The organism is Corynebacterium genitalium ATCC 33030 (assembly GCF_000143825.1).
Classification (GTDB): Bacteria; Actinomycetota; Actinomycetes; order Mycobacteriales; family Mycobacteriaceae; genus Corynebacterium; species Corynebacterium genitalium.
In genome coordinates, this window is record NZ_CM000961.1 from 625,504 (window position 1) to 639,037 (window position 13,534).

The following is a 13,534-nucleotide window of genomic DNA, read 5'->3' on the forward strand; positions in this document are numbered from 1 at the left end:
CTCATAGTACTGCTATTGGTCCGGAATGGCTCAGAGGTGGTTGCGCACCCGGGACACGATCTCTTGCTTGGGCACCAGGCCGACGAACTCGTCGACCTTCTCGCCGCCGGAGAAGATCATGACGTTAGGGATGGACATGACCTGGAACATCGCCCCCAGGAGACGCTCCTGATCGACGTTGACTTTGGCCACCTTGATCTGCCCGTCCATCTCTTCTGCGATCTCATCGAGAAGCGGGGACAATTTCTTGCATGGGCCGCACCATTCGGCCCAAAAGTCCACCAGGACCGGGATGTCAGACTCGACGACCTCAGACTTGAACGTCGATTGTGTGACGTTGATCGCTGTCATGAGTGGGCCTCCAAGTAGTGCTCGGCGTCGATCGCCGCGCGGCAGCCGGAGCCGGCGGCGGTGATGGCCTGACGGTAGTAGTTGTCCACCAGGTCGCCGGCGGCGAACACGCCCGGCACTGACGTCTTGGTGCTCGGTTGATCCACGATGACGTACCCGCCTTCGTCGGTGTCCACCTGGCCGTTCAGGAAACCGGAGCGCGGGTCGTGGCCGATGGCGACGAACATCGCGGTGGCGTCCAGCGTGGACTCCTCGCCAGTGACAGTGTCCTTGATGCGCAGGCCAGCGACCTTGCCACCGTCCTCAATGACCTCTTCCACGACGGAGTTGAGGAGGAAATCGATCTTCTCATTCTCCTTCGCACGGTCAAGCATGATCTGGGAGGCGCGGAACTCCTCGCGGCGGTGAATGATAGTCACCTTCGAGCCGAATCGGGTGAGGAAGGTCGCCTCCTCCATTGCCGAGTCGCCGCCGCCGACGACAGCAATGTGTTGGTCCTTGAAGAAGAAGCCGTCGCACGTCGCGCACGTGGACACGCCGCGGCCGGTTAGCTCCTGCTCACCCGGGATGCCCAGGTGGCGCGGAGCCGCGCCGGTGGCCAAGATGATGGCCTTGGCGGAGTAGACCTCATCGGCCACGTGGACCTTCTTGATGTCGCCGTCCAGCTCGACGCGGTCAACCATCTCAGCGCGCAGATCCGCGCCGAAGCGCTCTGCCTGTGCACGCATTTCCATCATCAGGTCCGGGCCCATGATGCCGTTTTCAAAACCGGGGTAGTTCTCCACCTCGGTGGTGTTCATCAGCTCACCGCCGAACTCGTAGCCTTCAAAGACCAGCGGTTTCAGGTCGGCGCGGGCGGTGTACAGCGCAGCGGTGTACCCGGCCGGGCCGGATCCGATGACAATGACCTCCTGCACCTCGTCCGGGTTGGCAGCCGTGGCAGCGGCCTCCTGCATCGGCTCAGTCGTCGCGGTCTCCGGAGCGAACGCGCCAAGCGCGTTGGCGGAGGGAATGTTGGGGATCTGCGGCTCAGTCATGGCTGTCAGTGTAGTGCTTAGGTCACGTGATCCTAACTAACAAGATTCACGTCCTCATCGATCATCTGCAGCAGCATGTCCCGGGCGCGGTGCCTGCGGGACTTCACTGTCCCGGGGCGCACGCCGAGCTCGCGGGCGGCGTGGTTGATGGACAGACCTGCGACGTCGATAAGCAGCAGCGCAGAACGGTTCGCGGCAGGAAGCTTGCCCAGCACCTGCATGAGCGCGAGCCTGCGGTCGAGGTGCGTCAGCGGTTCATGGGACAGAGCCCGGTTGGTGTCGGGGCTGATCTTCTCGTCGTCGTCGATGCTCACGTGGCGGCGCTTGTTGTCCGCGCGCTTGCAATGGTCGTAGCCTGCGTTGAGCACGAGGCGGCACAGCCACGTCCCCAGGCCCGATTCGCCGCGGTACGTCTCCATCTTCACTGCTGCTTTGAGCAGCGCGTCCTGCATGACATCCTGCGCGTCATGCTCATTGCGGGTGTAGCGCAGCGCGAGCGCCCACATCTGGCGGCGGTGGCGCTGCACGATCATCGTGAACGCGCGCTGATCCCCCGCAAGATAGGCCGCCACCAGCGCTTTGTCGCTGTAGTGCTGTGCATGCATGGTGTCCCCCCGATTGATCCCCCTGTGCTGCACCCCGATTGTGGCACGCGCGCGCACCTGTACGCACTTAGTTGTTGCGCACTCCAGTGTGCAACGCACGCTTGCCGACGACGCTGACCTCCTGCACCGCAACCGCCGCGCCATCCGCACCCGTGAAGGCGATCTCCAGCCCGTTGAGCGTCGGGTTGTCGGTGATGTCGACGGTATGCTGCGGGCCACTGGTGAGCGTGCCCTCTGCGAGAACCTCGCGGTTGCCTCCGGCAAGACCGTAGATGGTGTACTCCAGCCCAGGGCCGGGCTCGGTGTGGAAGATCAGCTGATCGGCGATGAAGGGGCCATCCGTGGTGATCGTGAACTTCTGTCCGGGGGTGACGGTGGCGGTGGTGGCGCCGTCGCCGTCGACAAGCGGGGCGAAATTCTCCGGCTCCACCGTCAGCGGGGCGATGAAAACCGGAAGCGACTGCGCCTGGCTTACCGGGCCGGACTCGGTAGCCACGTCGCGCACCGGGTTGTCCGGCTCGTCGCGGAACTGGCTGAGGATGTACGTGGTCAACAGGGCGACGATGAGGACCGCGCTGATTGCTACCGCCACCAGAGCCGTGATGCCGAATGCGCCGAGACCGCGCTCGCCGAAACCGCGCACCGGTGGTGTATCGATCTCTTGCTCCACTGGCACCTGCACGGTCTCGCCAGGTCCCTCGCCAGAGAGGTTGTGCAGCAGGTCCTCCGCGAAGCCCAGGGCGGCGTTATCGGAATCAAGGTCCGCGCCCGGCAGGACGGCGGGGAACGCTAGGACGATGGCGCCGTCTTCAGTCACGCGCATGCGGTCGCGGTTGTCCAGGCCAAGGGGGACGCCGTGCTGGTGCGCGAAGGCCACGGACTGATTCAGCGGCACCATTGCGTCGTCGACTGCCTGCTCGAGCAGCGGGGCGCCCGACTCGGCGACGGCCTTGAGGGACGACCCCGGTACCCAGTCCGAGACCACAAGGCAGCCCATGCGGTACGGAATCGCCTCCAAGATCGGTGCCACACCGGGCAGCTGGAGTTCGCGCAGGCGGTGGGTGCGGTGGGAGACACCGGCGGCGTCGATAGCAGCCTGGCGCGGAGCGACAGGAGCAAGCGGTGCCGCACCGCACGTGTCCACGAACGTCAGCGCCACCATCCGGCCGGTCCGTTGCTCCCGGGCCTGCCAGAAGCGGGCGCCGGTGGCGGCACCGTGGTCCTTCAGCAGACGGAAACGCCCGTCGGACACCGCGGCACCCGGGATCAGGCGCGGCCCGCGGACGACACCGGCGGACATCGGCGGCGGGACCGGGGACGCATTGAAAGTGTCCTCCAGCATGAAGGTGGATAGAGCCGGCGCGGACTCCTCCACCGGAGTGCTGCGCTTGAAGCGCTGCATGACTGTCTCCACCTCAGGCAGTTTGGAGAAGGACAGCACCACGGCGGTGACGGCGACGAAGATGACGCCGAGCACGGCGATCTCTATCAGCATGGCGACCGCGGAACGCCCCGACCACACCAGATGAAGCAGCCAGCGGATGGCGAACACTACTCCAACGCCCACCACACCAGAAAGAACCGCCCACGCGGAAGTCTTGAGGACTTCCCCGGTTCTCAGCGAGCCGAGCTTGCTGCGCAGCAGGAAAGAACCGATCACGGCGCCGGCGACAAAGCCGAAGCCGTTGGCGGCGCCGAGCAGCACCACCACCTGATCGGGGCGCGTCGCCGCGAACGGAGCCAGCAACGCCAGAACCACCTTGGTGAAGGTGATGCCGGCGATGATGAAGGTCGGCGTCCACGCCTCCTCGCGGGCGTAGAAGACGCGCAGGTGCAGCATCACCAGCGCGTACGGGATGAGGGCGAACGCGGAGAAACTCAGCGTCAGGCCCAGGGTGCGGGCGTCCTCGGAACTGAAGTTGCCGTAACGGAACAGGGCGGTACCGATGTCGGGGCCCAGTGCCGTCATGAAGATGATGATCGGGATGACCGCGATGAACGTCAGCTTCGTACCGAGCGTCAGGTCGCGGACCACGCTCTTGTCATCACCGTCGGCAGCGTTGCGGCTCAGCCGCGGCATGATCGCCGTCAGCAGCGTCACACCGATGATGCCGTAGGGCACTTGGAGCAGCAGCCAGTGGTTCGCGTAGATGATCGGCGCGGATTCGTGGACGCTCGAGGCGATGCGGTTATTGATGATGTAGCCGACCTGTGAAATGGCCACGTAGGTGATGATGGCCAACGCCATCCCGCCGAACTGCTTCAACCTGTCGTCGATGCCCCACTCGAGCCGCAGGTCGACGCCGGTGCGCCTGAGCGCCGGCAGCATAATCAGGCACTGGACCACCACGCCGAACGTGGTGCCGAGGCCTAACAACAATACGTGCGGATCGGTGACAGGTGTCGGGTCGTCCGGGTGAATGGACCCCGGCACCAGCATGTAGAGCGCCATGACCGTGATGGTCACCACGTTGTTCGCCACCGGCGCCCACGCGCCGGGGCGGAACACTTCCTTGGTGTTCAGCACCGCCATGAACAGTGAGAACAAGCCGTAGAACATGATCTGCGGCAAGAGCAGATACGCAAACGAGGTGGCCTGAACGACGTTGACTTGGCCGTCGCCATCGAGCATCAGCCGTGTCAGCAGTGGTGCACCGACGAGCGTGATCACCGTGGCCACAGTCACGAGCGTGAACGTCAGCGTGAACAGCCGCCGGATGAAGGAGGCGCCGTGGTCCGGATCCTCTTTCTCCGCGCGCACCAGCACCGGCACCACCAGGGCGGTGAGCACCGAGCCGAGCACGATCTCCGTGACCATGTTCGGCAGCGTGTTCGCCGAGATGAATGCCGATGCCACCGCGCCGCCGAGCGCCGATGTGATCATCACCGTACGGATGAAGCCGGTGATGCGCGACAACAGCGTCGCCACTGCCATTGAGCCAGTGGACCTTACGACGGAGCGGTCCGAAGTTTCAGCTTTCTCCATAGGGGTCTCAATCCTAGTGCTCTCTCCGCCGTTTCCCGAGTTGGAAAAGAACCGCCAACGCGAACAGCACCGCCAGCCCGGCGACGAGGATCCGGGTGGCAAGCGCCCCGCCGGCCGTCTGCACAGCGATGTTCACCGGCTGAGAAATCGGCCGATTATCCGGCGTGGAGAGGTACAGCTGCAGGTCAGTGCGCTTATTGTTCTGCGGCAGGTCCGCCGTCATCTGGAGGGTGAGCGAACCGCGCGCCGGGATGCGGAACTCCGTGGGGGTGTTCAGCTTCGCGTCGGGGGGCCCCTGATAAAGAATCGACGCGTCGACAGGCAGCGGCAGTCCGTTCTCCGCAACAATGAGCAGCGGCGAGGATTCGGACGTGCGCGTGTACACGTTCCCTGGCGGGATCAAGCTTATCGACGCTTTAATCGCCCCCAACGCATCCCGCCCCCCATTCAGCCGCGTGCGGGTGCGCAGCTCCGCATCCGTGTAGAAGGTCAAGGCGCGGCGGTGCGTGACCGGCAGCGCGGCGAGCAGATCCAGCCGCAACGGGAGCGTGTAGCCGTAACGGGTCAGGGCGATGGCACCGTCATTGACCAGGATGGATGTGAGGTCGTCGATGTAGCGCGCCTGCTGGCCCGCGTTGAGGATCTCCGTGTCGGAGTACACAGTCGGGTCGTTGTACGGCGTGCCGAGTGCCTCCAGGTCCGCCTGATCAATCTGCTCCGGAGGGCGCGTGTACTCCTCGAGTGGCATCGGCTCGGCTATGCGGGAGCTCATCAGCTCCCCCACGGTACCCATGACTTGCTGCGCTGTCGACGCATCCCACGCCGCCGGCGGATTGACGAGCACCGGCTCCTCCCCCGCCGTGCGCGCTGCCGTCGCGATAGCCGATGCCGCAGTGAGATCGCGCGCCGCCACCGAATCCATCGAGTAGTCGTAGCGCAGCTTCTCCTGGGAGTAACCGGTGGTCTCCGGGTGGCTGCCGGTCGCAGCAAGCGTACTGGCCAGCGCATCATCAAAGCCCACCGTCACCACACCGGGTGTGGCGGTGGCGAAGCGCTCCCCCGGCACGGTGTTGTCCGCCACGAGCACGCGCACCGGCTGGGACGGTTCCGGCGCCGCGACATCCTCAGTGCTGGGCAACGTCGGGGTGTCCAGCGTGGTCTGCTGGTCGCCCTCGATCTTGCCGCCGGGCCCGTCTTGCGTTTCAGCCTGCTCGTTTTCCCACGCGCTCTGCATGCCGACCTGCGGCACCGTCGACCTGCTGTGGTCCGCCCAGCCCATCGCCGGCGCAGACTCCGGGGTGAGGTAGCCCGCGCCAGGCACCACTATGTTCTGCACGATGGGAGTACCCAGCACGCGGCCCAAGGTGAAGGGCCCGCGCTCGAGGGCCTCGCGCATGAGCCACCTATCACCGGTGCGGGCGATGGCGTTCAAGTCAGCATTCGCCCAGGGCAGTGCCACCGTGCAGCCAGACGCGCTCGCGGCCTTGACCTTCTCTAGCCAGGCAGCAGCATCCTCTGCGCCCCGGCCCGGCGCGGCATCCATGAAGGCCGCGTCCTCACGGCCCCAAGAATCGCGCAGGCGCTGGCGTTGGCGGCCCGGGGATGGGCGATCGTCGTCGACCTTGTACCCCTGCGCCATTCGGTCCACTGTGTCCACCAGCGCGGGGTCGAGAGCGAGACACGTGGCGTCAGCGACGCCAGTGTCGTCGGTGGTCTCCGCGTACGTCTCGATCAACTGATCCAGGCGCCCCCCAGGTTCGAGCTGATCCGCGAGCTGCTCGGAGGCCAGAATCAACGGCGGGCTGTTCGGAGCTTCGCCGGTCTCCCCCGGCACAATGTCCACCGGTGCGCTCACCGGGTAGAGCACCGAGACACCCGCGGGAGTCTGCTCCTCGGGCAGATCACCCCGCACGGCCATGTGCCAGCGCTCGCTATCTAAGTGGGTGCCTTCCTGCTCCAGCACGACCATGATCGGGAACGTCGCCGCGAGCGGTTGGTCCGAGACATCCACCTGCACGGTGATTTCGGCTTCCTCCCCTGCGGACAGGTTCGGCACCTCGACCGTGTCACCGGCGACCGTGTACTCCCCCGGCGCCGCAATCGTTGCTACCTGGGCATCGGAGACAGACCCGGAGACAGGTCCGCGCCGGGGAGTCACCGTGAGGTTGTCCATCTGCTCATCGCCGTCGTTACGCACCCGCACAATCGCGTCGACGGTGGAGCCGGAATCGGCGGTAGAGGGAGCGTCGACAAGCGAGAGCGTGATGTTCTCGCTGCCGTCGCTCGCGCGAATCTGCGGATTGACCCACTGCGAGGCCACGGCCGAGTTTTGCGGATCCATCGGCACCGGCAGGTCGGCGTGCGCGGGGGAAGCACAGACTGCCACCACTGCTGCTGCCACGACTGCGCAGATCCGTGCCTTCATCACCGCGGCGTGATCCTTCCGGCACGTTTCTCGGCACGCGCTAATGCTGGCATTTTGTCGAAGGCGATGCGGGCCAGCTTGCGTTCGTCGGCATACGCCAGGTGCTCCATCAGCTCGCTGACGGGGACCCAGGCGACTTCGGTGACTTCTGGGTCTTCGTCGTTAAGCACCCCGTCGACATAGCGCAACAAGTTATGGTGCACGGTCTTGTGAATGCGCACGCCGTCAGACACGAACCAGTAATCGATCAGGCCGAGGTCCTCGAAGGGCTCGCCGTAAATGCCGGTTTCTTCCCACACCTCGCGGCGGGCCGTGTCCCACTGGTGCTCACCGGGCTCCACATGGCCCTTCGGCATCGACCACAGCAGGCGGCCGCGGCGGTCAAGGCGCCCGATCAGCGCGACATAGATCCTGCTCAGGTCCACACTGCCGTCCGCAGCCACTGCTTCCGCCATGCCGGAGACCACCAAACCGCCCGCGGACGTTTCGTCCCGGGTCTCCATCTTGTGGTCCGTCGTGTACTGGCTGGTGTGCGGCTTGCGGTAGTTCTGGGGGCGCTGCTTGCGGCGACGCTTGTTCGGCTGTTGTTTCTGGGATTTTGGGGGTTGCTTCTGGTGCTTTTGTTGTTGTTTTTGGGATTGCTTCTGCTCCCCCTTTTGGGCATGACTCGACCCGCGCCGGCGCCGCCTGCGCTTCGGGGGATTCGGAGAGTCAGCCATGAGATCAGATCGTATCCGCCCACGACTTATATATGGAACTTGAGACCACCCCAAGTATGGTTATGGCCGTGACCCCGAGGACCGCGAGCGAGAACCACACCGACCCTGCCGGGCTTTTCAATTTTCCCGAGAAGGGCGATTCCACAGCCTTCATCGGGCTGCTCGCCCGGGCGGAAACAGCGGTGCGCGAGCTTGAAGGCCTGCTCACGTCGCTGGTGCGGGAATTCCACGACCGGGGCGAGTCCTTTTACTTGGTCGGCGGCCCGGTGCGCGACGCGATGCTCGGCCGACTCGGCAATGACCTGGACTTTACGACGTCCGCACGGCCCGACATCATCGAAGCCATCTTGAGCGGCTGGGGCGAGGCCGTGTGGGACACCGGCATCGAATTCGGAACCGTGTCGACAGTCAAGGACGGCCAGCAGGTGGAGATCACCACCTTCCGCGCTGATCTGTATGACGGTGTCACACGCAACCCCGAAGTCACCTTCGGCGACGCAATTGACGACGATCTGGTGCGCCGCGACTTCCGCGTGAATGCAATGGCGATCGAGCTCCTTGTCGCCGAGGGCGAGGATTCACTCGCGCTGGATTTCCACGATCCCGTCGACGGCCTGAAAGACCTGCTGAACCACGTCCTGGACACTCCGCAGGAGCCCGAGGTCAGCTTCCGCGATGACCCGCTGCGCATGCTCCGGGCGGCCCGGTTCGTCTCCCAGCTGGGGTTCCACGTCTCAGAGCGAGTGAAGCGTGCGATGACGGACATGGCGCAGGAAATAAACCGCATCACCGTCGAGCGCGTGCAGGCGGAGCTGGACAAGCTCATGCTCGGGGTGCAGCCGTGGGAGGGCATTGACCTGCTCGTGGAGACGGGCCTGGCCGACCACGTGCTGCCGGAGATCCCGGCGCTCAAGCTCGAGCGCGACGAGCACATGCAGCACAAAGACGTCTATGCCCACTCGCTGACCGTGCTGCGCCAGGCCACCGAGCTTGAAGAAGAAGGACCGGACCTGAAGCTGCGTTGGGCGGCGCTCATGCATGACATCGGCAAGCCGGACACCCGCGAGGCGAAGCCGGGCGGCGGGGTGTCCTTCCACCACCACGAGGTCGTCGGAGCGAAGTTGACGCGCAAGCGGATGCGCAAGCTGAAGTACCCGAAGCACATGATCGAAGACGTGGGCCAGCTGGTCTACCTGCACATGCGCTTCCACGGTTTCGGGGAGGGCCAGTGGACCGACTCCGCCGTGCGCCGCTACGTGACCGATGCGGGAGACCTCCTCCCCCGCCTGCACAAGCTCGTCCGCGCAGACTGCACGACGCGTAACCCGAAGAAGGCGGCGCGTCTCCAGCGCACCTACGACCATCTGGAGGAGCGCATCGCGGACCTTGCTGCCAAGGAGGATCTCGCCCGCGTGCGCCCGGACCTGGACGGTAATGAGATCATGGAGATCTTGGGCCTCGAACCCGGCCCGCAGGTGGGCAAGGCGTGGAAATACATGAAGGATCTCCGCTTGGAACACGGTGAACTGGGCCGTGATGAGGCCGTCGCAAAGCTCAAGGCGTGGTGGGAGGCAGAAAATGGCTGAGTTTTTCTACGCGGATAGATTGTTCACCGCCCTCGAGCGCGAAGAGCCGGGGCCGGGCATGTTGCTGGTCGCGGCGCCGGGCATGCTTTCCGACGAATTCGTCCGCTCCATCGTCCTTGTCATCGAGCACACCGCGACCCACTCCTTCGGCGCGGTGCTCAACCGGCGCAGCGACGTCGCCGTCCACAATGTCCTGCCCGAATGGCTTCCCGAGGTGGCCAATCCGCAGGCGCTCTACATCGGCGGCCCCGTCGGCCCGCAGGCGGCGATCGGTGTCGGCGTGACCAAGTCCGGCACGGTGATCGACGATCACCCCGAGTTCACCCGCCTGGCCAACCGCCTCGTGCACGTTGACCTGCGCACAGAGCCGGAAACCGTCGAGGGTTTGCTTGAGGGCATGCGCCTTTTCGCCGGTTACGCCGAGTGGGAGCCCGGCCAGCTCGACGAGGAGATCGAACGCGGCGACTGGTACGTCGCGCCCGCCCTGCCGAGCGACGTCATCGCCCCCGCGAACACCGACCTGTACAGCGATGTCATGCGCCGCCAGCCGATGCCGCTGCCATTGTTCTCCACGTTCCCCGCGAACCCAGAAGACAACTAGATGCGCAATCTGTGGGTAGTGGGCCTTGGGCTCATTCCGCTCGGTCTCGCATTCGGCCTGGTCATGACACAGGCCGGTTTCGCCTGGTGGTGGACGCCGATCTTCTCCATCGTCATTTACGCCGGCTCGATGGAATTTCTCGCCGTGCAGATGGTCGCCAGTGGCGTTGGGCCGCTCTCAGCCACAGTCACCGGCTTCATGGTGAACTTCCGGCACATTTTCTACGGCCTCACGTTCCCCCGCCATCTCATCGACAGTCCCGCCGGCAAGGCCTACAGCACCTATTCGCTTACCGACGAGTCCTACGCCATCACCTCCACCACCCCCCACTCCGAACTCACCGGCCGGCACGTCCTGGCCATCCAAGCCTGCTGCCAAGCGATGTGGGTCATCCCCGGCATCATTGGCGCGCTCGTCGGGCAGGTCATTCCGGACAGCGTGCAGGGAATGGACTTCGCCCTGACCGCCCTGTTCATCGTGTTGACGTACGAGGCGTTCCAATCCAACCGCGACTTCTCCCTGCCTCTGACCGCCGCCGGGATCGCAGTGCTCGTGGCCGTGCTCGCCCCGTCGGCGATTCTCATGGCGGGGTTGTCAGCCTACTTCGTGGTGCTGTTGCTGCGGTACGGGTTTCCGGGCGTCGATAAGCGCCTTGAGCTGCGAGGGAACACATAATGGGTGATTCTTTGGGGCTTCCCGACGGCGTGACCCTCACCATGGTCGCAGCCGTCCTGGTGCCCGTCGCAGTGGTGACGGTGTTGCTGCGCGCGCTCCCCTTCGCGTTTCTGCGCGTGCTCAAGGGCAGCGCGCTGATTGAGTTCCTCGGTGCGACGATGCCGGTCGGCGTCATGACCGTGCTTGTCGTGTACACGCTGGCTAGCGCGCTGGATGCCCCCGGCGGGCTCGTGCCTGCTCTCCTCGCGGGCGCGGTCACCCTTGCCCTCCACGCTTGGCGACGCAGTGCCGGCCTCTCCATCCTCACCGGCACCGCCGTGTACATGCTGCTGGTGAATGTGGTGGTCGGCTGAACCTGGTGCTCGGGTGAACAACGCGTTAATGCGCTGCTAAAAAGCCTGTGGGGTTTTAGGCTTCGCAGTATGAAGCGCATCCTCCGCACAGCTATCGCATCCGCCGCCGCCGTCTCTCTCACGCTTAGCCTTGCTACGCCTGCCGACGCCCAGGTCAACCGCCCCGTTGACGACACGAGTTCCATCAAGCCGATGTTGGAGTTCAGCTCGCCGTCCTACATCCAGGAGAACTCCAGCACCGCGACCGACGAGGAACTGCGGCAGAAATGGGAGGAGGCCGTGCGCATGGGGCACATCGCTCCCCTCATCGAGGCGATTTACGGCCTGGACATCAACGACGATCAGGAGTGGCAGCAGCGCGAAGCCGCCAACGCCGGCAAGTTCGAGCAAAACCACTCCGCAAATGCCGTGCTCGGCAGCTCTATGAAATGGGACGCTGCTCGCGGTTACGAGCTGGGCAACACGCTGAACTGGTTGATCGCGCTTGGCGTTATCACGGCTGCGGTCGGCGGCGCCGTTGCTGCCTACACGTCAGGTGTCTTCGGTTAAGGCACCGTTCGAAGAATGTACTTTTTGAGCCAGCTGACCTGCTCGTTAGCGTGAGCGTTCGAACACAGAGGCTAATGGTTCATGCAAGTTAAGCGTGAGTGTCCACCCCATATGCAATGATGTGTGCATAGCATTCGAACACAACTGCTAAGGGGGAACAATGACGAAGGAGCGCAAGAAGAAGTCGGCCTTTTTTGCAACCGACAATCCGAGCGATCCACTCGCCGCAGCGGGGAGGCAGTTCCGGGAGGGCGAGTACGCGATGTTCGGCAGGTACGCGTCCAGTGACGGTGAGGAGGGGCCGGTCTGTTCGAAGGACTTCGACCGGGAGATCGCGGGCCTGTGCGCGTACACGGGCCTGCGCCGGGCGCCGGCCGAGAGGGCCGTGGTGGGTTACATGAGTTTGCGGGATCTGCCCCGCCTCCGCGCGCTCCAGAAGGAGACCAAACTGCTGGACATTGATCGTCTCGATGCGATTGCCGTCCGCATAGCGGAGCTCGGTATCAACGCCACGGAAGAGGTCTATTCCACTATCGACGAGCTGTTGGTCACCCTATTCACCCCGGCACGGATGAATCAGCCCCTCCCTACTCGTACAACTATCACGCGGCGTCTGCGTGAATTCATCGCAGAGCTCGATTCCAAGGTGGCATACAACGAGCAGAAGCGGGAAAAGCGCGAGAAGAAGGATCCTCCCCCGCCGGGTGAATGCGAGATCTCTTTTCAAGAAGCGATGGCAGGCACGGGCACTGCGGGCCTCACCATGGTCGGCGACAATGCGACCATCGCCGCCACCAAAGCATCTATCGACGAGACCGCCCGCGCCCACGGCCTGACCCAATCCGATGCGGCCCTCAAGCTCCTGAATGGCGAGATCACCCCAGCTCCCGGGGCCAAGATCTACGCGTACACTCCCCTGACCGAGGATGGTTCGTTGAACTCGGCGGCCCCTGCCTACTTCCCCGGATTCGGCTGGACCACAGCGCCCGGCACAGAGATGTTCAACCACATGCTGTCTAGCGCCGACAAGAACTCGGTCAAAGTTGTGAATCTCGACGATGCCGCCACCCGCACCGTGAACAGCTACTCCCCACCGGAGGACATCAAGGCCTACGTCCGCGGCCGCGACGGCACGTGCCGCTTCCCCGGTTGCACGGTGTCGGCCTGGAAGTGCCAGATCGACCACCGCGTTCCCTTCGATTTAGGCGGGGAAACCACTGCATCGAACCTTTTCAGCCTCTGCGCGCACCACCACAACATGAAAACCGACCGCAGGGCGTATTACATCCCCGATCCCGTGACCGGCGAGCTTGTCTGGCTTTTCCCCGATGGGACGTACCAGCGCACCGACCCCGAAGGCTTCATTCACTCTCAAGTCACGCCAACGGCCCCAAAGTGGCAGCACTCGCTAGAAGACATCTTGCGGTTGCACCGAAAAAAGACCCGTTTTTTCGCGCTCGGGCACAAGCTTATCGACGACTACGACGCCGGAACCACAACCCTCGACGAGTGCCTCACTGCCATCGCCGGTTTGGAGAAAGAGTTCGGCCGGGAGTTCCCGTTCCGACCTAAGGAAGCGCACAAAGACACACTCAAAGAATCGGCCAAAGATTATGTGGAGGACGCCCCGCCCTTCTAGATTCTCGC

11 protein-coding genes and 1 pseudogene are annotated in these 13,534 nt (G+C 64.3%); 6 read left to right on the forward strand and 6 right to left on the reverse strand.

What is annotated here, in order from left to right; genetic code table 11:
• Window positions 1-30: 30 nt before the first annotated feature.
• From trxA to HMPREF0291_RS03005, 6 genes and pseudogenes are all read right to left on the reverse strand, one after another.
• Window positions 31-351 (reverse strand): thioredoxin, encoded by a 321-nt coding sequence (gene trxA, locus HMPREF0291_RS02980; RefSeq protein ID WP_005287722.1) that lies wholly within the window; start codon window positions 349-351, stop codon window positions 31-33.
• Window positions 348-1,307 carry a thioredoxin-disulfide reductase gene (trxB, locus tag HMPREF0291_RS02985; RefSeq protein ID WP_156774875.1) on the reverse strand — a complete coding sequence of 320 codons (960 nt, stop codon included), beginning with the start codon at window positions 1,305-1,307 and terminating at the stop codon, window positions 348-350. The genes trxA and trxB overlap by 4 nt, the downstream gene beginning before the upstream one ends.
• 113 nt (window positions 1,308-1,420) lie before the next feature.
• Window positions 1,421-1,993 carry an RNA polymerase sigma factor gene (locus HMPREF0291_RS02990; RefSeq protein ID WP_040423449.1) on the reverse strand — a complete coding sequence of 191 codons (573 nt, stop codon included), beginning with the start codon at window positions 1,991-1,993 and terminating at the stop codon, window positions 1,421-1,423.
• A 67-nt stretch (window positions 1,994-2,060) separates the two neighbouring features.
• The gene (murJ, locus tag HMPREF0291_RS02995; RefSeq protein ID WP_005287729.1) at window positions 2,061-4,979 is read right to left on the reverse strand and encodes a murein biosynthesis integral membrane protein MurJ; all 2,919 of its coding nucleotides are present in this window, start codon (window positions 4,977-4,979) and stop codon (window positions 2,061-2,063) included.
• 13 nt (window positions 4,980-4,992) lie between these two features.
• Window positions 4,993-7,404 (reverse strand): DUF6049 family protein, encoded by a 2,412-nt coding sequence (locus HMPREF0291_RS03000; RefSeq protein ID WP_005287735.1) that lies wholly within the window; start codon window positions 7,402-7,404, stop codon window positions 4,993-4,995.
• Window positions 7,404-8,051: pseudogene (locus tag HMPREF0291_RS03005) on the reverse strand (NUDIX hydrolase); the annotation flags it as partial. The pseudogene HMPREF0291_RS03005 and the gene HMPREF0291_RS03000, both read right to left, overlap by 1 nt.
• Before the next feature lie 134 nt (window positions 8,052-8,185).
• Between HMPREF0291_RS03005 and HMPREF0291_RS03010 the strand changes: the two are divergent.
• The 6 genes from HMPREF0291_RS03010 to HMPREF0291_RS03035 all read left to right on the forward strand — a co-directional run bounded on the left by HMPREF0291_RS03010 (window position 8,186) and on the right by HMPREF0291_RS03035 (window position 13,526).
• Window positions 8,186-9,709 (forward strand): CCA tRNA nucleotidyltransferase, encoded by a 1,524-nt coding sequence (locus HMPREF0291_RS03010; protein WP_156774792.1) that lies wholly within the window; start codon window positions 8,186-8,188, stop codon window positions 9,707-9,709.
• Window positions 9,702-10,310 (forward strand): YqgE/AlgH family protein, encoded by a 609-nt coding sequence (locus tag HMPREF0291_RS03015; RefSeq protein ID WP_005287744.1) that lies wholly within the window; start codon window positions 9,702-9,704, stop codon window positions 10,308-10,310. Before HMPREF0291_RS03010 ends, HMPREF0291_RS03015 begins: the two co-directional genes overlap by 8 nt.
• Window positions 10,311-10,985, forward strand: coding sequence for an AzlC family ABC transporter permease (locus HMPREF0291_RS03020; protein ID WP_005287747.1), 675 nt, complete (start codon window positions 10,311-10,313; stop codon window positions 10,983-10,985).
• Window positions 10,985-11,338: a branched-chain amino acid transporter permease gene (locus HMPREF0291_RS03025; RefSeq protein ID WP_005287748.1), complete on the forward strand. Its 354-nt coding sequence runs from the start codon at window positions 10,985-10,987 to the stop codon at window positions 11,336-11,338. Before HMPREF0291_RS03020 ends, HMPREF0291_RS03025 begins: the two co-directional genes overlap by 1 nt.
• 69 nt (window positions 11,339-11,407) lie before the next feature.
• A complete protein-coding gene (locus tag HMPREF0291_RS03030; protein ID WP_005287750.1) occupies window positions 11,408-11,887 on the forward strand; it encodes a hypothetical protein in 480 nt (159 codons plus the stop codon).
• A 160-nt stretch (window positions 11,888-12,047) separates the two neighbouring features.
• A complete protein-coding gene (locus HMPREF0291_RS03035; protein WP_005287753.1) occupies window positions 12,048-13,526 on the forward strand; it encodes an HNH endonuclease signature motif containing protein in 1,479 nt (492 codons plus the stop codon).
• The last annotated feature ends 8 nt before the right edge of the window (window positions 13,527-13,534 follow it).

What these genes read in the sequence shown, in the direction of transcription:
- HMPREF0291_RS03025 (WP_005287748.1), top strand. Translation starts at nt 10,985, where the DNA reads ATGGGTGATTCTTTGGGGCTTCCCGACGGCGTGACCCTCACCATGGTC.
- trxB (WP_156774875.1), bottom strand. Translation starts at nt 1,307, where the DNA reads ATGCAGGAGGCCGCTGCCACGGCTGCCAACCCGGACGAGGTGCAGGAG.
- HMPREF0291_RS03030 (WP_005287750.1), top strand. Translation starts at nt 11,408, where the DNA reads ATGAAGCGCATCCTCCGCACAGCTATCGCATCCGCCGCCGCCGTCTCT.
- HMPREF0291_RS02990 (WP_040423449.1), bottom strand. Translation starts at nt 1,993, where the DNA reads ATGCATGCACAGCACTACAGCGACAAAGCGCTGGTGGCGGCCTATCTT.
- trxA (WP_005287722.1), bottom strand. Translation starts at nt 351, where the DNA reads ATGACAGCGATCAACGTCACACAATCGACGTTCAAGTCTGAGGTCGTC.
- HMPREF0291_RS03000 (WP_005287735.1), bottom strand. Translation starts at nt 7,404, where the DNA reads ATGAAGGCACGGATCTGCGCAGTCGTGGCAGCAGCAGTGGTGGCAGTC.
- murJ (WP_005287729.1), bottom strand. Translation starts at nt 4,979, where the DNA reads ATGGAGAAAGCTGAAACTTCGGACCGCTCCGTCGTAAGGTCCACTGGC.
- HMPREF0291_RS03020 (WP_005287747.1), top strand. Translation starts at nt 10,311, where the DNA reads ATGCGCAATCTGTGGGTAGTGGGCCTTGGGCTCATTCCGCTCGGTCTC.
- HMPREF0291_RS03015 (WP_005287744.1), top strand. Translation starts at nt 9,702, where the DNA reads ATGGCTGAGTTTTTCTACGCGGATAGATTGTTCACCGCCCTCGAGCGC.
- HMPREF0291_RS03010 (WP_156774792.1), top strand. Translation starts at nt 8,186, where the DNA reads ATGGCCGTGACCCCGAGGACCGCGAGCGAGAACCACACCGACCCTGCC.
- HMPREF0291_RS03035 (WP_005287753.1), top strand. Translation starts at nt 12,048, where the DNA reads ATGACGAAGGAGCGCAAGAAGAAGTCGGCCTTTTTTGCAACCGACAAT.